Annotated in this window: 15 protein-coding genes; 6 read left to right on the top strand and 9 right to left on the bottom strand. The window is 69.3% G+C overall.

Annotated features, from left to right (window positions below; translation table 11 throughout):
• Nucleotides 1-12: 12 nt before the first annotated feature.
• The 3 genes from ACKUB9_RS19695 (at nt 13) to ACKUB9_RS19685 (ending at nt 3682) form a co-directional block, all read left to right on the top strand.
• Nucleotides 13-1173, top strand: coding sequence for an iron-containing alcohol dehydrogenase (locus ACKUB9_RS19695; RefSeq protein ID WP_407525826.1), 1161 nt, complete (start codon nt 13-15; stop codon nt 1171-1173).
• Nucleotides 1163-2485 carry a CaiB/BaiF CoA transferase family protein gene (locus ACKUB9_RS19690; RefSeq protein WP_407525824.1) on the top strand — a complete coding sequence of 441 codons (1323 nt, stop codon included), beginning with the start codon at nt 1163-1165 and terminating at the stop codon, nt 2483-2485. The genes ACKUB9_RS19695 and ACKUB9_RS19690 overlap by 11 nt, the downstream gene beginning before the upstream one ends.
• Before the next feature lie 240 nt (nt 2486-2725).
• The gene (locus ACKUB9_RS19685; protein ID WP_407525822.1) at nt 2726-3682 is read left to right on the top strand and encodes a 2-hydroxyacid dehydrogenase; all 957 of its coding nucleotides are present in this window, start codon (nt 2726-2728) and stop codon (nt 3680-3682) included.
• 160 nt (nt 3683-3842) lie between these two features.
• On the opposite strand, the gene ACKUB9_RS19680 is transcribed toward ACKUB9_RS19685, so the two are convergent.
• Nucleotides 3843-4940 (bottom strand): AraC family transcriptional regulator ligand-binding domain-containing protein, encoded by a 1098-nt coding sequence (locus ACKUB9_RS19680; RefSeq protein ID WP_407525819.1) that lies wholly within the window; start codon nt 4938-4940, stop codon nt 3843-3845.
• A 177-nt stretch (nt 4941-5117) separates the two neighbouring features.
• On the opposite strand from ACKUB9_RS19680, the gene ACKUB9_RS19675 reads away from it, so the two are divergent.
• Together ACKUB9_RS19675 and ACKUB9_RS19670 are read left to right on the top strand one after the other, a co-directional pair.
• On the top strand, nt 5118-5858 hold the full coding sequence (locus ACKUB9_RS19675; protein WP_407525816.1) for a hypothetical protein: 741 nt from the start codon (nt 5118-5120) through the stop codon (nt 5856-5858).
• 104 nt (nt 5859-5962) lie between these two features.
• Nucleotides 5963-6409, top strand: coding sequence for a Ros/MucR family transcriptional regulator (locus tag ACKUB9_RS19670; protein ID WP_407525813.1), 447 nt, complete (start codon nt 5963-5965; stop codon nt 6407-6409).
• 118 nt (nt 6410-6527) lie between these two features.
• On the opposite strand, the gene ACKUB9_RS19665 is transcribed toward ACKUB9_RS19670, so the two are convergent.
• From ACKUB9_RS19665 to ACKUB9_RS19630, 8 genes are all read right to left on the bottom strand, one after another.
• On the bottom strand, nt 6528-6833 hold the full coding sequence (locus ACKUB9_RS19665) for a hypothetical protein (protein ID WP_407525811.1): 306 nt from the start codon (nt 6831-6833) through the stop codon (nt 6528-6530).
• A 172-nt stretch (nt 6834-7005) separates the two neighbouring features.
• Nucleotides 7006-7293, bottom strand: coding sequence for a hypothetical protein (locus ACKUB9_RS19660; protein WP_407525808.1), 288 nt, complete (start codon nt 7291-7293; stop codon nt 7006-7008).
• Complete coding sequence (locus tag ACKUB9_RS19655; protein ID WP_407525805.1) at nt 7290-9302, bottom strand: copper amine oxidase; 2013 nt, start codon at nt 9300-9302, stop codon at nt 7290-7292. The genes ACKUB9_RS19660 and ACKUB9_RS19655 overlap by 4 nt, the downstream gene beginning before the upstream one ends.
• 177 nt (nt 9303-9479) lie before the next feature.
• Nucleotides 9480-10409, bottom strand: a complete 930-nt coding sequence (locus ACKUB9_RS19650; protein WP_407525802.1) for an ABC transporter ATP-binding protein — start codon at nt 10407-10409, stop codon at nt 9480-9482.
• Complete coding sequence (locus ACKUB9_RS19645) at nt 10406-11434, bottom strand: ABC transporter ATP-binding protein (protein ID WP_407525800.1); 1029 nt, start codon at nt 11432-11434, stop codon at nt 10406-10408. Before ACKUB9_RS19645 ends, ACKUB9_RS19650 begins: the two co-directional genes overlap by 4 nt.
• Nucleotides 11431-12345, bottom strand: a complete 915-nt coding sequence (locus tag ACKUB9_RS19640) for an ABC transporter permease (RefSeq protein WP_407525798.1) — start codon at nt 12343-12345, stop codon at nt 11431-11433. Before ACKUB9_RS19640 ends, ACKUB9_RS19645 begins: the two co-directional genes overlap by 4 nt.
• Entirely contained in the window at nt 12342-13286 is a 945-nt protein-coding gene (locus tag ACKUB9_RS19635) for an ABC transporter permease (RefSeq protein ID WP_407525795.1), read from the bottom strand. The genes ACKUB9_RS19640 and ACKUB9_RS19635 overlap by 4 nt, the downstream gene beginning before the upstream one ends.
• Nucleotides 13286-14773, bottom strand: a complete 1488-nt coding sequence (locus ACKUB9_RS19630; protein ID WP_407525792.1) for an ABC transporter substrate-binding protein — start codon at nt 14771-14773, stop codon at nt 13286-13288. The genes ACKUB9_RS19635 and ACKUB9_RS19630 overlap by 1 nt, the downstream gene beginning before the upstream one ends.
• A gap of 240 nt (nt 14774-15013) precedes the next feature.
• Here ACKUB9_RS19630 and ACKUB9_RS19625 point away from each other — a divergent pair, with 240 nt between their 5' ends.
• A complete protein-coding gene (locus ACKUB9_RS19625) occupies nt 15014-16633 on the top strand; it encodes a gamma-glutamyltransferase family protein (RefSeq protein ID WP_407525789.1) in 1620 nt (539 codons plus the stop codon).
• The last annotated feature ends 1021 nt before the right edge of the window (nt 16634-17654 follow it).

Here is a 17654-nt window from a genome sequence, read left to right as displayed (position 1 = left end):
CGCGGGGCCACCATGATCAGCGGCAGCTACCGCTACCTGGAGCAGGACAGGGTCGTCTTCGGCAAGCCGGCCCGCGAAGCACTGGTCGAGGACGCCGAGCAGCGAGGCTGCTCCCGGCTGCTCGTCGTCACGAGCCGCTCCCCCCACCGAACGACGCCGATCGTACAGGGGATCGTCGCGGCGCTGGGGCGCCGCGTCGCCGGGCTGTTCGAGGATTGCGCCGAACACACGCCGCGCGACAGCGTGCTGGCCCTCGCCCGTGCGGCCCGGGAGACCAACGCCGATCTGCTGGTCACGGTCGGGGGCGGCAGCGCGATCGACGCTGCGAAGGTCGCGCTGATCTGCCTCGCTCACGACATCACCGACCGCGACGGCTTCGACGAACTCAGGATCAGGGTCGCGGCCGATGGCAGCCGCATGGTCCCGCGGGTCAAACGCGCTCCGATCCGGCAGATCGCGGTGCCGACCACGCTGTCGGGCGCCGAGTTCAGCGATCTGGCGGGCTGCACGGACACCGCGCGCGGCGAGAAGCACCTCTACACGGCGGCTGCCATAGAGCCGGCGACGGTGATCCTGGATCCCCGCTGCACGCTCCACACACCCGAGCGGCTCTGGCTCTCGACGGGCATCCGTGCCGTCGACCATGCGGTCGAGTCGATCTGTTCGCCCGACGCGCAGCCCTTGATCGATGCGACCTGCCTCGAAGCCCTGGTCCGGCTCTGCCGCGCCCTGCCGCGAACCAAGGAGGATCCGGCGGATCTCGAGGCGCGGCTCGACGGCCAGCTCGGCGTGTGGCTGGCCTGTACGGGCGTGAATCGGATCCGCTTCGGCGCCAGCCACGGCATCGGCCACGTGCTCGGCGGTGAGCTCGGAATCCCGCACGGCGTCACGTCCTGCATCCTGCTGCCGGCCGTCCTTCGCTACAACGCTGCGGCCACGCAGGCGCAGCAGGACCGGATCGCGGACCGGCTCGGCTGGCCATCGCTGCCCGAGGGCATCGCGGCGCTCGTCAGGGGGCTCGGGCTGCCCTCACGGCTGAGCGCGTTTCCGGTCGACCGCGATGTCCTCGCCCGTCTGGCCACGAAGGCGCTCGGCAATCCCTTCGTCCGGGCCAACCCCCGCACGATCGACGGCGCCGAGCAGGTCACCGCGATCCTGGAGGATGCGTGGTGACGCGGTGCCGGCGTCCGTTCGCCCCTGCGGCTCGCCCCATCCGGCGAGGCTCCGCGACGTTCGCTCACGGGACCATGCGACCCAACTTATGGGAGAAAAGCCGATGGTGTTGCCCCTGGCAGGCACGCGCGTCATCGATCTGACGAGAGCACTTGCCGGCCCGTTCTGCGCCACGATCCTCGCGGACATGGGTGCGGACGTCGTCAAGGTCGAGCCGGCTCCCGACGGCGACATGATCCGCGCGTGGGGACCATTCCAAGACGGAATCAGCGTCTACTACCTGTCCGTGAACCGGAACAAGCGCAGCCTTGCCCTGAACCTGCGCGATCCGGCGGCGATCGACTTGCTGCGGGGCATGGCGGCGGATGCCGATGTGGTCCTAGAGAATTTCAAGCCCGGAACGATGGAGGCGATGGGCTTGAGCGCCGATCTCCTCCGGGCCGCCAACCCGCGCCTGGTCTACGCGAGCGTCACCGGATTCGGGCGCGATGGTCCGTACGGGAACTACGCCGGCCTCGACCAGATCGCGCAGGGCATGTCCGGCTTGATGAGCATCACCGGGGAGAAGGGGGGCCAGCCGACGCGGGTCGGCATCCCGATCGGGGATCTCGTGGCGGGAATGTGGGCCGCCATCGGCGTTCAATCGGCCTTGCTCCAGCGCGGCGTGACGGGCCGGGGCGAGCGCGTCGAGACCTCGCTGCTGGCCGGTCTCGTGGGTCTGCTCTGCGTGCAGGGCCAGCGGTATCTCAGCCTCGGCGACGTGCCGCAGGCCGCCGGCAACGATCATCCGGTCATCTGTCCCTACGGGACGTTCGAGGCTGCCGACGGCCCGTTCAACATGGCCGCGGTGACGGACGAGATGTGGGGACGCCTCTGCAAGCTCCTCGATCTCGAAGACCTGACGAGCATGCCGGCGTTCAAGGACAATACGGCGCGCATGACGAACCGGGCCGATCTGGTCGCGCGATTGAACGCCCGGTTCGCGACACGGACGAGGGCCGAATGGACGGCCGATCTCGTCGCCCTGGGCCTGCCCACCGGGCCGATCTTCGACATGGCGGATGTCTTCGGCGACGCGCATGTGCGCCATGCCGGTCTGGTGGAGGAGATCGCGCATCCGACGCTCGGAACGCTGAAGCAGCTCGCGAACCCGGTCCGCCTGGAGGCGTTCGAGGGACGATCCGTCCGGCGGCCTCCCCCGCTCCTGGGAGAGCACAGCGAGGACATTCTGCGTGACTGGGGCATCGGCGACGACCGCATCGCTGCTCTGATCGAAGGAGGAACGGTCCTCACGTCCGCCAAGCGCTCGTGATGACGGGCACTCTGCGGTGCGGCAGCGCTGCGATCAACGGGAGGCCCGTGCCCGCCCTGGCGCATCCCTGTTCCTGAGCCTTGGCCCGCTGAAATCCTCTCAGGGCCCCGCTGAAGGCGTCGGTGATGACGGGCCGGAGGCCCTGAGCGGTCAGCTCCGTCTGCAGAATCGTCGCTTCACGATCGCGCACGGATGGCCTCTATGGAACGCAGGATGTCGCTGACGGACCGGGAACCCCTCATGCATGAACCGATCGCCTTTCTCGGCACCCTGGACGCCGACGAGGAGGGCGCCTTCCTCTCGGCGCTCGCCGGCGCGCTGCCGGAGGCGAGTATCCGCCCCTTCGCCAGCCTCTCGGCCGCGGAACGGGCCGAGGTCGAGATCGCCATCGTGGCCAATCCCGATCCCGCCGAGGTTGCGCTCCTGCCACGCCTCGCCTGGATCCACAGCCTGTGGGCCGGCGTCGAGCGCCTCGTCCGGGATCTCGGCGCGCGGGGCATACCCATCGTCCGCCTGGTCGATCCGGAACTCGCCCGAACGATGGCCGAGGCCGTCCTGGCCTGGACCTACTACCTGCAGCGCGACATGCCGGCCTACCGACGCCAGCAGGAGGTGGGTCTCTGGCAGCCCCTGCCCTACCGCCCCCCCGCGGAGACGACGGTCGGGCTCCTCGGGCTGGGCGCGCTCGGAACCGCCGCCGCGCACCGGCTCAGCGAAGCGGGCTTCAAGGTCGCCGCCTGGAGCCGCTCGCCCAAGCCCCTGCCGGCCTCCCTGACGGGAGCCGAGGCCTTCACCGGTGCGGAAGGCCTGCCACGGCTGCTCGCGCTGAGCGACATCGTGGTCTGCCTGCTCCCGCTGACCGCGGAGACGCAGGGTCTCCTGGGCGCGCCGCACTTCGCCGCGATGAAGCCGGGCGCGGCCCTGATGAACTTCGGGCGCGGTCCGATCGTCGTGACCGACGACCTCATCGCGGCTCTCGATGGCGGTCACCTCTCGCACGCGGTGCTGGACGTCTTCGACGTCGAGCCATTGCCGCCCGCCTCGCCTCTGTGGCGGCACGCCGGCGTGACGATCCTGCCCCACGTGACCGGTCCGACGAACCCGCGGAGTGCGGCCACGATCGTCGCGCACAACATTCGCACCTACTGGGGAACAGGACGGATCCCCACCGCCGTCGACGTGAAGCGAGGATACTGAGCGCGTCGCTGGCGAGGTCATGACGTCCCCAGTTGAGCGTCGTTGTCTCGTCGTCGAAAGGACGGGCCCAGGGTCGATGCCGGAGCGCTCCTCTGAAGACTGCTCCTGCGTAGGACCACCGACGTCGCAGCAATCCCTACCGGCCTCTGGATCAGCCTGATCAAGCCTCGGCGCGGGATGATATCGGATGGGTCTGCCGCAGGCTCTTCCCGTAACCCAATTGGTCCAACGGCGCTCCGCCTGCGCGGACCTCGGTCGGGGTCCGTCCGGTCCACCGCCGGAACGCATGCGTGAAGGCACCGGTCTCCTGGAACCCGAGCAGCCAGCCGATGCGGGAGATCGGGAGGGTGGCGTCCTGAAGGTAGCGAAGGGCCAGGTCGCGGCGCATCTCCTCCAGCACGGCCCCGAAGGTGAGCCCTTCGTCGGCGAGCCGGCGGGACAGGGTCCGCTGGCTCATCCCGAGCATCCGGGCGATCTCGGTCGCGACAGGCCGCCCATGCGGCAGCAGGGGTGCGATCGCGTTCTCGATCCGTGTGCGCAGGCTTTCCTGCGGCCGCTGGCGATGAGCGAGCGCCTCCTCGCAGTAGGCGAGCAGCAGATCATGCAAGTAGGGATCCGCGCCCAGCACGGTTGACCTGTCTGCTTGGTGCGTGAGTGTGAGCCCATCCTGCGTCGCACAGAACCGGACGGGGCATCCGAACAGCTCCTCCAGCCTGCCGCTGCCCGCGTTTCGCGCATGGATGAAGGACACCTCGATCGGTTGAAGTCGCGTCGCGGTCAGGTGCTGCAGGATCCTGATCATGCCCGCCGTCCAGAACTCCATCTGATGCCGGGCCTGGGCACGTCGGAACCCGATGGTCGTGAAGCGAAGGTGAACGCCCTCCTCCGAGCGCGAGCATGTCAGACTGATCCCCTCGTTCCCGACGGCGCCGAAGCGCTCGGCGCGGTCTAGGACGTCGCGCAGCGTCGGGGCCGATGCCATCACGTAGTACACGAGCCCCGCCATTCCGGGCTCGAACCCCTGCGCGAGATGGAGACCGAGCAGGTCATCATCCAGCGCCGCGGCGAGACGATCGAGCAGGGCGACTTGGTTCGCGACACCGATCCGGGCACGCGGGTCCTCGATCTGACGCGTCGTCAAGCCGACCCGTTCAAGGAACGAGCCTGCATCAAGGCCAGCGTTCGTGGCGTGTGCCACCGCGAGGCGTGTGACGACGCCGATGGTGCTCGGCGACGCCGGAAGGACGGGGGCGCCCATGCGGTCTCTCCCGGATCTCCCACGCGCACCAACGGGATCTGGCATGGAACACCATCAGGTTGGCCAAGTGTAGCAAGACCTCTTCGGGGTATCCGCTCTAGCGGTGGGGTCCCGTTGCGCACCCGGCGGTCACTCTTGGAGCCCACCGCACCCGCTCGCACACGCGAAGGTTGGACGATGAACGTTGCTCGCAGGAGAGTATCTTGGGGCTCCCCAGTCAATGATCTCCAGCGATGCCTTGTCCGGGCTTACGCGCGGCTGGTCTTCCTGCCGGTGGGCTCGGACGGCACCCGGAGCAGCGTCATCGCGCGCAACCCGGACCGCGAGATTCGCCTCGTGGAAGTTCTGCCGGCCGAGGTCCTTCCGGAGGACGCAAGGCTCAGCGTTGAGCTGTACGACCAAGAGAGAGGCCGTGCGGTTTGCCAGGTGACCTGCGCCGACCTGCACGACGCCGAGATCGCCAGCGGAGACCTGATGGTCGACACGCGGCGAGACGCACAGTTCGCGGCGGAGGCTTTGTCACGCTGCGATGATGACTCCGTGGTACCCGTCGTCGTCCTCCAGCCGATCGATGTGTGCACGGGCAGTTCAGACCATTCAGGATATCTCGTCCTGGCGGCGGACGAGCTCATTGCCGTTCTGGTTCGTCTGTCGAAGAGCCTGCATGGACCTGACGCTGCGGGTTCTTGGTTTCTCGAAGCCGGCTTCGGACCTTGTGCCACCGGGCGTGAGAAGGTGTTCGACACATTGCCGGCCGCCATCGACTGGCTCGGTGCATGTCTCACCGCAGGCTCACGCGACACACGCTCTCGACCGGAGCGATGGGGTCAAGGCTGCGATCAAGGGAGGGCGAGAGAGGGACACCGGTACGGGTCCGTCGGCTTTGAATCGCCAGATCGACAGTCCACGATCAATTGAGGACGGCGCAGATCTCGCCGAGGAACTACCGGAAAATTCTTCTTAAAAGCAACAATTCTACTCGCTACGCAACGTCGCAGGCATCCTGGCAACCCGATCCTACTATGAACATCGAACCGAAATTCGCCCCCGACGGGCTTGCCCTCGTCGTCGACATCGTCTCGGCTTTCGTCTCGCATAACAGGCTTCCCGCAGCGGAGCTGCCAGCGCTGATCCGATGCGTGTACGACCGTCTTGCAAGTCTCCAGTCGCCTCGCAAACCACAGCAGGACCAGCCCGTCCCGCCGGTACCCGTCAGAAAGACGGTCACCCCGAACTACATCATCTCCCTCGAGGACGGGAAGCCTTACAAGACACTCAAGCGACACCTCGGTAGCCGTGGACTCACGCCCGAGCAGTACCGGGCGAAGTGGGGCCTGCCGCCCGACTACCCGATGGTCGCGAACAGCTATGCAGCGCTTCGCTCCGACCTCGCCAAGGCGAACGGGCTGGGCCAAGCGCGGTCGCACAGCGACGAGAGCGGATCACATCGGCCCAAACGCGGGAAGTAACCCGAGCGATTGCGCTCCAACATCTGGGCCAATGGGTTCCATTCCCGGGATCCCGGAGGTCGGCCGACGAGGTCCTGCGTGTCCCAGCATCATCGGGGTGCGCGACAGGGCTTGGTCGTCATTCTTCCGTTCGCAGAATCTCGACCGCCGGCGGGCTTCGAAGAATGTCGCTGAACGAGCGCATCCACTCACCCGTCTCACTCTCTGAACCGACGCCGCGTCGGCGGAACTGATCGAGCTGATCGAGGTTGGTCAGCTCGACTTCGAACTGCAGGGCCGCGCAGTGCTGGCCCCGCGTGAGCGGGATGAGCAGCCGAGCCTTCAGGCCGCTGGCCTGGGCGGCCGCAATCTCGCGCCGAATGTGTTCGATGGCCTGCTGCCGATCCGTCGGCAGAACGTCGTATGAGAAGCGAGCCAGGAACATCGCAGCCTCCGCTTCGAGCAGATCCCGTCGTCACGTGTAGCACTGCGCCCATGCGTCTTGCACGGGTGAGTGCCGCCGCAGGACCCCGGAGGCGCCGGCCGGCGCCTGCCGATGGTTTGGACGGGCAGTGGTGCGGCGCCTGTCATGGCCGTCTCCCGTTTCGTGCCCGGGTTCAAGAGCGAGCGAGGGCGGAGGCGCAGGCGATCGCGCGCTCCAGCACGGGGGTCGTGGCGGTGTCGGCGTCGAGGCAATCGACGAGAGCGGCGGCCGGCATGCGCAGGTCCGCGCAGAAGATCCGCATGAAGGCGGAAGCCAGGGCGAGCTTCCGGCCCGGCGGGGCGGCGCGCCAGCCTGCTGCGTCGAGGTAGAGAATGGCGGCGTCGTCCGTCTCCTCGGCCGGGGCCGGCGCCGCCGCGAGCAGCCCGAGCAGCAGGGCCGCGAGGGTGAGGCCCCGGCTCATTGCGCCGCCCGCCGATCGGCCGGGGCCGGCGGCACGTCGAGGGCCGGGCTGCGGTCGAAGAAGTTGAACGGACGCAGGCGGAAGCCGTGCCACAGCCCCGGCATCGCCGGCCAGTCCTCGGCGCGCGGGATGTGGCGGAAGCCCACCGTGTACCAGAGCACGAGATCGCGGTCCCGGATCGGCCGCTTGGCGGCAGTCCAGCGCGGCAGCCCGTCGACCTCCGGGTTCTGGTTCGGGTAGTTGCCCGAGGCGTAGAGTTCGTCCGGCGCGTAGGCGCTGGCCCACAGCGCATAGTCGGTGAAGCCGGCGCGCCTCTGGATCGGGTCGTCCTTGGCGAGCAGCGATGTGGCGGTGTGGCCGGGCATGATCTGGTAGCTCGTCGGCGCGCCGAGCCGGTTGCGGCGGGCCGTGCTCTCGACCCGGAACTGCGCCGCTCCCAGCGGGATCGTCACCGGCCCCTCCGTCGCGACGGGCGTGCTCTCCACCTGCCACAGGCTGCGCCGGGGACCACCCTCGGGCAGGCGCTTCACCGCGAAGCGATCCTGTACGAAGCGGTTCTCGGGCCCGTCGACGTCCATGTCGAGGCGGAACGCCATGTAGTGGTCGTGGTTCACCGCGAGCAGCCGCGGCGCCACCAGGGTGCCGGTGGCGGTCTCCGCGGCGGCGGACGGGTCGCCCAGGGAGGCCGCCGCGACCCCCTTCACGGCGTCGATGCCGTAGGCGCCGAGCCGCACGTCGATGCTGCCGGCCCGGTCGAACACGTAATCGACGAGGTAGTCGTAGTTGCCGACAACCGGCGCCGTCCGCACCACCAGTTCGACGTTCGGCCGCGACTCGGCCGAGCCGTTCAGCAACTCGTCGTGGCGCCACACGGGATCGCCGGTCGGGCGCTCGAACACGCAGACCACTCCGCGCTGGCCGAGCGGCTCGCCCTTGCCGTCGGCGATGACGAGGTCGAGGTAGGTGGCCGTGTCCGGGCAATCCTGCCCGGGCCTCAGCTGCGTCGCCAGCGCGCCGAAGCCGTACTCGCCGATGTCCATGTAGGCCCGGAACGACCATGTCGGCGCCGGGTCCATGTAGGGCACGTACATCTCGCTGGCCGAGAGCTGGTAGGCGATGTCGCGTCGTGTGCCGTGGTCGTCGTAACGGATCAGCGACAGCACCGTGCCGCGGCGCGGGTCCACCCGAACGTGGAACGACCAGTTGTCCCAGTGCACCTGCCCGCCCTCGACCCGGACGTTGCCGCCCTCGGGCGCGCTGATCCCGACGGGCTTCGGCTGCCGCCGGTAGCCCCCGGCATCGGCGTGGGCGTGGCTCGGCGTCTCCGGCGGCGGCGGCACTGCGCCGAGATCGACCACCGCGAGCACGCGATTCGTTGCCATGTCGACGGTCGCCATCACGCCCTCGATCGGCTTGCCCCACAGGTTGTTCACCGCGCCGTCGACGTCGACGCAGGGGATGTTCAGGAGGCGCCGGCCAGCCTGGCCCGCATCGACTTCCGGTCCGACCGCCAGAGGAAGGCAGACCACCTTGGCATAGTCGGTGATGCCCCGCTTCGCCATCGCCGCCTGCCAGCGCGGGTCCTGCTTCGGGAGGTCGCTCGCGCGGATCATCTCCTCGACGAGGAGCGACGCCTGCCGGCCCGCGACCGCCGTCCAGGCGATCGTGCGGCCTTCTGCCAGGTCGATCCGGGCCTCGTGCAGGCCGGCCTTGGTCAGGATCACCCCGAAGGCACGCCGGGCGAAGGACTGGCCGGGCCGCCACGCCCGCACCTCGGCCTTCGAGGCCTCGTCGACCGCCAGCGAGACCACCCGGGCCGCGTCGTCGAACCGTCCCTCCCGGCGCAGTACCGCCACGGCCGCGCGGATCTCGTCGGCGGTGAGGGCGTCCAGCGGGTGGCTGGCCGCCGTCTGCGGGCCGACGCGCTCCTCCGCGGCGACGCTCCCTGGAAGCGAGGCTCCCAGACCGCACAGGCCGAGCGCCAGAAGGGACAGGACGTGGATGCGCATCGCTCGATCTCCCGGCTCGCGATCGGGCCGAGACGGTGTGGTCTCCGCGGCCCGCGGACAACGATGCGTGACGCGAGGACTTTGGCAATCCGCGCCATCTCGACGACGGCGATGCCGGTCCTGCGCTCGCGAGCCGGACCGCTCCGCGGCGGGTCCCCCTCCCGCATCGGACCGACGTCAGCCTTCCGCAGCGACCCAGTGTCCCGGCGCGACTTCCACCAGATCGCCGGGCTGCCGCTCGCTGACCGTCTCCGCCTCGGTGGCGGCAAGACGGGCTCGCTCGGCAACCGGATCGGGAAGCGGGACGGCCGAGAGAAGGCGCTGCGTGTAGGGGTGGCGCGGGTCGTCGTACAGGCGGTCGCTCTCGGCGAGTTCCACGATGCGTCCGCGCCAGAGCACCGCGACCCGATGGCAGAGGTAACGCACCATGCGCAGGTCGTGCGAGATGAACAGGTAGGAGAGGCCGAGATCCGCCTGCAGATCCTGCAGCAGGTTCACCACCTGCGCTTGGATCGACACGTCGAGGGCGGCGATGGGCTCGTCGGCGACGATGAAGCTGGGCTTGAGGGCGATCGCCCGGGCGATGCAGATCCGCTGGCGCTGGCCGCCCGAGAACTGGTGCGGGAAGCGGCCCATGAAGGCCGGGTCAAGGCCGACACGCTCGAACAGGTGGGACACCGCGGCGCGGCGCTCCGGCGCGCCCATCTCCGGCCGGTGCAGCCGGAAGGCTTCGGCCACATAGGCGCCGACGCTCATGCGCGGGTTGAGTGCCGCGTAAGGGTCTTGGAACACGGTCTGGATGCGGCTGCGCATGCGCCGCATGGCCCGCGGCTTGAGCTTGGCGAGGTCGGCGCCCTCGAAGGCAACGGTTCCGGAGGTCGGCGGGTTCAGCATGGTCACGGCCCGGCCGATCGTGGATTTACCGGAGCCCGACTCGCCGACGAGTCCGAGCGTCTCGCCCGGTGCGATGTCGAAGCTGACGTCGCGTACCGCCTGGAACACATCTCCCCTGCCACCCCACCAGGCACGCAGCGGATACGCCTTCGAAAGGTTGCGCACCGAGATGACCGGGCAGGATGCCGCCGCGTGCGGAAGGCTCGCCGTCATCGTGCGTGCTCCTCGGCGAGCCGCGCCGGCAGATCGTACCAAGCGGCCACGAGATGACCGGGCGCCGCGCCTGCGGCCTGGACGAGCGGGGGCATCTCGGTGCGGCAGCGGGGGGTGGCGTAGACGTTGCGAGGGGCGAAGGGGTCGCCCGGCGGCAGGCGACGCATGTCGGGCGGACTGCCGTCGATCTGCTGCAGCCGGCGGCGCCCGGCCCGCCCCCGGCTGAGATCGGGCAGCGAGCGGAGCAGCCCCAGCGTGTAGGCGTTGCGTGGATCGCGGAAGATGTCGTCCACGGGCCCCCGCTCCAGGATGCGCCCGGCATACATCACCTGCACCGTGTCGCTGATCCCGGCCACCACGCCGAGGTCGTGGGTGATCCAGATGATCGCCATGCCGAGTTCGCGCTTCAGCTCCTGCACCAGAGCGATGATCTCGGCCTGAACGGTGACATCCAGCGCCGTGGTCGCCTCGTCCGCGATGAGGAGCTTCGGGCGGCAGGCGAGCCCGATCGCGATCATCACGCGCTGGCGTTGGCCGCCGGAGAACTCGTGCGGATATTGGTCGAGGCGCGCGGTCGCGTCCGGGATGCGCACGAGGTCGAGGAGTTCGCGCGCCCGCGCCCTCGCCTTTCTGCGATCGAGGCCGAGATGGATGCGCAGCGGCTCGATGATCTGCGCGGCCACCGTCATGCCGGGATTGAGCGAGCTCATCGGGTCTTGGAACACGAAGCCGATCTCGGCCCCCCGAACCTTGCGCAAATGCCGTTCGGGCAGAGCCAGGAGGTCGCGCCCGCGAAACAGCACCTGCCCGCCGACGATCCGTCCGGGCGGGCGCGGGATCAGGCCCAGCATGGCGAGCACGTGCACGCTCTTGCCCGAGCCCGACTCGCCGACGACGCCCAGCGTCTCGCCCTCGTTCAGGGTGTAGGAGACGCCGTTGACGGCATGGACCGCACCGCCCTCGGTGTCGAACGCGACGCGCAGGTCGCGCACGTCGAGGAGAGGCGGGCCGAGGGACCCCGTCATGTGCGCTGCCTCGGATCGAGGGCGTCGCGCAGGCCGTCGCCGAGCAGGTTGAAGGCCAGCACCGCGAGGAAGATCGAGACGCCCGGCCAGATCGCCATCCAGGGCGCTTGCTCCATGAAGTTCTTGGCGACGTTCAGCATGGCGCCCCAGGAGGGCTCCGGCGGCTGCTGGCCCAGGCCGAGGAAGGAGAGACTCGCCTCGGCGATGATCGCCGCCGCGATGGTCAGCGTCGCCTGCACGAGGATCGCCGGCACGATGTTGGGCAGGATGTGCACCAGCGCGATCCGCCAGGGCGGGTTGCCCACCGAGCGGGCCGCCTCCACGAACTCCTCGGCCGCCACCGCCCGCACCTGCGCGCGCGTCAGCCGCACGAAGGTGGAGGTGGCCGACAATCCGATCGCCAGCATGGCGTTCGTGAGGCTCGGCCCCAGGAAGGCGGCGAGCGCGATCGCCAGGATCAGGAAGGGAATGGCGAGGAGCGCATCGGTCAGCCGCATGATCGCGGCATCAACCCAGCCGCCGGCGTAGCCGGAGACGAGGCCGATCGGCAGACCGAGCGCCACGGCCAGCCCCACCGAGACGAGGCCGGCCCCGAGAGAGGCGCGGGCGCCGTAGATGATGCGCGAGAGCACGTCGCGCCCAACCTCGTCGCCACCGAACGGGTGGGCGAGGCTCGGCGCGGCGCGCACCGCGCCCCAGTCGGTGGCGGTCGGGTCGTAGGGCGCGACGACGTCGGCGAGCGCCGCCATGGCGATGAACGCCACCACGATGGCGAGCCCGATCACGGCGCTCGGCCGTGCGCGCAGGCGGCGCCAGAAGGCGGCGAGCGAGCCGGGCTCCCGGACGCTGCCGCTCTCGCCGACGGGCGCGGCGATTCCGGCGCTCTCGGTGACGGGTGTGCCGGTGCTCATGCCCGGCGCAGCTTCGGGTTGACCACGGCCGAGAGCACATCGGCGGCGAGGTTGAGGGCGATGTAGGTGGCGGCGGTGCAGATCACGACGCCCTGCACGGTGGCGAAGTCCCGGTTGAACACGGCATCCACCATCAGCTTGCCGAAGCCCGGCACGGAGAAGACCTGCTCGGTGAGAACCGCCCCCGAGAGCAGCTGCCCGAACTCCAGCGCGCCCAGCGTGATGACCGGGATCGCCGCGTTTGGCAGGGCGTGGCGCAGCACGAGCCGCAGGGGCGACACGCCCTTGGCGCGGGCCGTGCGGACGTAGTCGGAGCCCAGCACGCCGAGCATCGCCGCGCGGGTGTGGCGCATCATCACCGCCGCGATGGCGTTGCCGAGCACGAAGGCCGGCATCGCCATGGCCCTGAGATTGTCGATCAGGCTCTCGCCCGGCGGAACGTAACCGGAGGCCGGCAACCACCCGAGATGCACCGAGAACAGCAGGATCAGCAGGATGCCGAGCCAAAAATTCGGGACCGACAGGCCCCAGAGGGCGATGCCGTTGGCCGCCGCGTCCATCCAGGTGCCGCGCTTGACCGCCGAGAGGATGCCCATGGGCACGCCGATCGCCAGCGCGACCAGCATGGCGAGACAGGCGAGTTCCAGAGTCACCGGCAGTTTTTCGAGCACGAGCTCGGCCACCGGCTTCTGCAGGCGCACCGAGACGCCGAGATCGCCCTGCAGCACGCCCGCCGCCCAGTAGGCGTAGCGCACGGGCAGCGGCTGATCGAGGTGGTATTTCTGCCGGATGAAGGCGATCACCTCGGGGTCGCGCTCCTCGCCGGTGAGCGCCGTCGCGACGTCGCCCGGCAGCAATTGCTGCAGGGCGAAGATGATCATCGAGGCGAGGACGAGGGTCGGGACGGCGAGCGCGAGACGATGGGCCAGGAAGCGCAGCATCAGTTGAGCTTCAGCCCGGTGAAGCGCACGAGCCCGTCCGGATAAGGCACGAAGCCGCTGATCTTCGGACTGTAGGCCCAGAGCAGCTTGCGGTGCATCAGGTAGACGCCCGGACGGTCGGTGAGCACCTTGTCGGCGAGCGCCCTCCAGGCCGCCGTGCGCTTCTGCGGATCGACGGAGCCGCGCTCAGCCTGCAGCGCCGCATCGGCCTCTGGCGAACAGTAGCGCGGATAATTGAGCGGCGCCTTGCAGCTGAGGAAGCTGAAGGTGTTGCCGTCCGGATCCGGCCGGCCGCTCCAATTGTAGAGGTAGGCCTCGTAATTGCCCTTGTCGGCAAGATCGAGGGCGGTGGTGAAATCGGTCGCCTGCAGCTTCACGTCGAAGCCCGCCTCCTTGGTCATCGCCTGAATGACCTGGCCGACCTGCGGCGCCTCGCTGTTGGCGTAGACCATCATGGTGATCTGGGGCTTGGGCTGCCCCGCTTCCGCCAGCAGCGCCTTGGCCTTGGCCACGTCGCGCTTCGGGATGGGATAATCCTTCACGTAGTCCGGGTGCTTGGGCGAGACCCACTGGTTGCCGGGCAGGAACTCGCCGTTGAACACCACTTGGCTGATGGCGGCACGGTCGAGCGACAGCTCGAAGGCGGCGCGCACCCGCGGGTCGGCGACGGCTGAGCCGGCCTTGCCCAGGTTGAACAGGACCGACTGGAAGCCGAGTTCGTAGGTCGAGGCGAGCTTGAGCCTGGCATCGCGCGCGACCTGCGGCGCGTCGGTGGGGGCGAGACGCTCAAGCAGATCGAGCTGGCCGGCGCGCAGGTTCGTCAGCCGCACCGTGGTGTCCGGGATCGGCCGGAACTCGATGCGCTGGATCTGGATCTGATCCTTGTTCCAATAGTCGGGGAAGCGCTCGACCACGATGCGGTCCTGCGGCACCCGCTCCACGAACTTGAACGGTCCGGCGCAGACCGGGCCGGTGGCGAACTTGTCGCCGAGCCGCTCGGCGGCCTTGGGCGAGACCAGCATGCCGGCCCGGTCGGTGAACTGGGCCATCAAGGGCGCGAAGGGCTGCTTCAAGGTGATCCTGAAGGTGAGCTCGTCCACGACCTCGACGGAGTCGATCGGCGCGATCTCGCCGCGGCGCTGCGAGCCCGGCAACTTCAGGTGGCGCTCGATCGAGAACTTGGCGGCCGCCGCGTTCACGGGCTCGCCGTCGTGGAATCTGACTCCCGGCCGGAGCGTCATGGTGAGCGACTTCTCGTCGGCGGAGAGCTCCCACTTGGTGGCGAGCTGGGGCACCGGCTTCAGGTCCGGGCCGATATCGACGAGCTTGTCGCAGAGCGCGGCGAAGACCATGCGGCTCGCGAAGGTGCGCGCGAGGGTCGGGTCGAGGGCGTCGGGATCCTCCATCATGCCGTAGCGCAGGGTCTGGGCCGAGAGCGGCGCGGTGAGCGCGAACCCGGCGACGAGGCAGGCGGCAAGACGCAGCATCCACTTATCCTGTTCGTACGGTCGATCGGAGCGGATCGTGCCGGGAGGGTCCGGTGCGCGGACCGGCACGTCAAGGCCGCGCGCTGGCGGCCCTGTGGCACACCGTGTTCCAAGCAGCATCCGTGCCACGGAGCGGTCTCTGCGGCGCAACTTGTGCGGCTCGTCAGAACGGCGCACCAGGGTGTTCGAACCGCGGGGCGAGCCCCGCGGCGCCGCGCGGCAACCCACGGACGCGACACGATGAAGCCTTTCGTCTGGAACCACGGTTATCCCTCGCTGCGCATGCCGATCTTCGGGCGCAACGTCGTGGCGACCTCGCACGCGCTCGCCGCGCAGGCCGGGCTCAAGATGATCTGGCGGGGCGGCAACGCGGTCGACGCCGCCATCGCGGCCGCGGCCGCCAAGACCATCACCGAGCCGTGCAGCAACGGCCTCGGCTCGGACGCCTTCTGCATCCTGTGGGACGGGCGCCAGCTCCACGGGCTGAATGCCTCGGGTGGCGCGCCGGCTGCCTGGACCCCCGATTACTTCCGCCGAAAGTACGGCGAGAGGACCCGGCCGCCCATGCGCGGCTGGGATTCGGTGACGGTGCCAGGAGCGGTCGCGGCCTGGGTCGCCTTGAGCGAACGCTTCGGGCGTCTGCCCTTCGCCGAATTGCTGGAGCCGGCGATCGAGATCGCCGAGCGCGGCTACCTCGCGCCGATCGTGGTGCAGCAGAAATGGGCGGCCGCCGCCCGCGTGGCCGATCTCGCCGGCCAGCCGGGCTTCGCCGAGGTCTTCCTGCCCCGCGGCCGCGCCCCCGACGTCGGCGAACGCGTGCGGCTGCCGGGCATCGCCCGGACGCTGCGGGCCGTCGCCGCCACGAAGGGCCGGGCCTTCTACGAGGGCGAGATCGCCGAGGCGACGGCCCGCCATGCGGCCGAGCACGGCGGAGCCATGACGGTGGCGGATCTGGCCGCCTTCCGCCCCGAATGGGTCGAGCCGACGGCGAAGGATTATCGCGGCTACACGCTTCACGAGATCCCGCCGAACGGACAGGGCATCGCCGCGCAGATCGCCCTGGGCATCCTCGAAGACTTCGACCTCGCCTCCCTGCCGCCGGACGGACCCGAGAGCCAGCATCTGCAGATCGAGGCGATGAAACTCGCTTTCGCCGACACCTACCGCTTCGTGGCCGACCCCGCCGGGATGACGGTGACGCCCGAGCAGATGCTCGACCCGGCCTACCTGAAGGCGCGCGGCCGGCTCATCGACCGGACGAAGGCGCAGGATTTCGGCCCCGGCAACCCGGCGAGCGGCGGCACGATCTACCTCACCACGGCCGATTCCTCGGGCATGATGGTGAGCTTCATCCAGTCGAACTTCATGGGCTTCGGTTCCGGAGTCGTGGTGCCCGAATGGGGCCTCAGCCTGCAGAACCGCGGCTACGGCTTCCATCTCGATCCAGCCAGCCCCAACGTGGTGGCGCCCGGCAAGCGGCCCTTCCACACCATCATCCCGGGATTCCTGACCAGAGACGGCGCGCCCGTGATGAGCTTCGGCGTGATGGGCGGCAACATGCAGCCGCAGGGCCACGTGCAGACGCTGGTGCGCATGCTCGATCACCACCAGAACCCGCAGGCCGCCTGCGACGCGCCGCGCTGGCGCGTCAACGAGGGGCTCAGCCTCAACGCCGAATCGACCATGCCGCCCGAGACGGTGCGGGCACTGACCGATCGCGGCCACCGCATCGAAGTGATCAACGACAGCTACCAGGATTTCGGCGCCGGCCAGTTCATCTGGCGCATGGGCGATCCCGATGAGGACGGCTACGTCGCGGCGAGCGATCCCCGACGCGACGGTCAGGCGGTCGTCTGCTGACGCCTGGTTCTCGAGGTCCTGCCGAGCGCCCCTTCGGATGCCACGAGAGGCACTCCCTCATGGCAAAGAGGAGTGCGAGCAGCATGGCACCCGAAACTCCGATCCGCGAAGCGTATCGCGCAACGATGACGGCGTGGTTCGTGCACGCGTTCGGCCCACCGACGGTAATGACATTCGAGAGTGTGCCCCTGCCCGATCCGGGAGTGGGCGAGGGGCTCGTCAGAGTACATGCCGCAGGCGTCGGACGGTGGGATGTCCGGGCCCGCTCCACCGATTCCTTGGAGCCGAACACCGTTTCAGCCGCCGGACGGCCGAGGTGTTCCCCATGTTCCCCATGGCGTTCCCCGCCGTTCCCCCTCCCATCCGGGATCCGTTCGCTTCCGCGGAGGAGAAGTCGGGCGCTCGGAAACCTGGGCGCTTCCAGTGAGCCCGTCACGTCCGCCCGAGCCGGCGGGCGAGCGGTCTCCCACCCTGCTGCGTCGGGACGAATCGCGCGAGGGTCCGAGCCAGTCCTGCCGCCCGGCTGAGGCAAAGCTGCGCGAGCGTCTGCCGCAGTTGGCCGGCGAGTGGCGCCGGTTCGGCTACCGGCGCTCGGGTCGCCCTGCCCTACCCTGCTTCCGATGGGGAGGCCGGCCCAGGGGTAGCGCCCCATCGTCGAATGTGGTTTGCTTGCCGTGGTCCTTTGAACTGAATAGACCTCGCCCGCCCGGCTCCGCCGCGGCGGGCTCTTTCATGGCAGACTGCTCAATCAGTCACGAACATCTCGTTCGGCCATAGGCGGACACACCCATCATCGCGCAGCCCAAGCAAAGACTGCAGCCCGAGCACGGTATTCCTTGCCAAACTTCCTCGAAATGAAAACGCCCCAGGATTTCTCCTGGGGCGCCGTTCGGCCGTGCGACCAGACGTGATCGGGGTCTGAGGACGCGAGCCGGACCCTCGTACCTTGACGCTTAGTAGGTGCCGAACTTGTAGTTCAGGCCGGCGCGGACGACGGCGAACTCGGTGTCGCGGCGCAGGT

It is taken from the genome of Methylobacterium oryzisoli, from assembly GCF_046557895.1.
In the GTDB taxonomy this organism is placed as follows: Bacteria; Pseudomonadota; Alphaproteobacteria; order Rhizobiales; family Beijerinckiaceae; genus Methylobacterium; species Methylobacterium oryzisoli.
The sequence above is the reverse complement of the archived record's forward strand: the minus strand, read 5'-3'. Positions and strand labels throughout refer to the sequence as shown.

Bases quoted from the DNA above. Each gene is read 5' to 3' on its own strand.
- ACKUB9_RS19630 (WP_407525792.1), bottom strand. From the start codon at position 14,773: ATGCTGCGTCTTGCCGCCTGCCTCGTCGCCGGGTTCGCGCTCACCGCG.
- ACKUB9_RS19695 (WP_407525826.1), top strand. From the start codon at position 13: ATGATCAGCGGCAGCTACCGCTACCTGGAGCAGGACAGGGTCGTCTTC.
- ACKUB9_RS19665 (WP_407525811.1), bottom strand. From the start codon at position 6,833: ATGTTCCTGGCTCGCTTCTCATACGACGTTCTGCCGACGGATCGGCAG.
- ACKUB9_RS19650 (WP_407525802.1), bottom strand. From the start codon at position 10,409: ATGACGGCGAGCCTTCCGCACGCGGCGGCATCCTGCCCGGTCATCTCG.
- ACKUB9_RS19640 (WP_407525798.1), bottom strand. From the start codon at position 12,345: ATGAGCACCGGCACACCCGTCACCGAGAGCGCCGGAATCGCCGCGCCC.
- ACKUB9_RS19645 (WP_407525800.1), bottom strand. From the start codon at position 11,434: ATGACGGGGTCCCTCGGCCCGCCTCTCCTCGACGTGCGCGACCTGCGC.
- ACKUB9_RS19690 (WP_407525824.1), top strand. From the start codon at position 1,163: ATGCGTGGTGACGCGGTGCCGGCGTCCGTTCGCCCCTGCGGCTCGCCC.
- ACKUB9_RS19675 (WP_407525816.1), top strand. From the start codon at position 5,118: ATGAACGTTGCTCGCAGGAGAGTATCTTGGGGCTCCCCAGTCAATGAT.
- ACKUB9_RS19635 (WP_407525795.1), bottom strand. From the start codon at position 13,286: ATGCTGCGCTTCCTGGCCCATCGTCTCGCGCTCGCCGTCCCGACCCTC.
- ACKUB9_RS19680 (WP_407525819.1), bottom strand. From the start codon at position 4,940: ATGGGCGCCCCCGTCCTTCCGGCGTCGCCGAGCACCATCGGCGTCGTC.
- ACKUB9_RS19670 (WP_407525813.1), top strand. From the start codon at position 5,963: ATGAACATCGAACCGAAATTCGCCCCCGACGGGCTTGCCCTCGTCGTC.
- ACKUB9_RS19660 (WP_407525808.1), bottom strand. From the start codon at position 7,293: ATGAGCCGGGGCCTCACCCTCGCGGCCCTGCTGCTCGGGCTGCTCGCG.
- ACKUB9_RS19685 (WP_407525822.1), top strand. From the start codon at position 2,726: ATGCATGAACCGATCGCCTTTCTCGGCACCCTGGACGCCGACGAGGAG.
- ACKUB9_RS19655 (WP_407525805.1), bottom strand. From the start codon at position 9,302: ATGCGCATCCACGTCCTGTCCCTTCTGGCGCTCGGCCTGTGCGGTCTG.
- ACKUB9_RS19625 (WP_407525789.1), top strand. From the start codon at position 15,014: ATGAAGCCTTTCGTCTGGAACCACGGTTATCCCTCGCTGCGCATGCCG.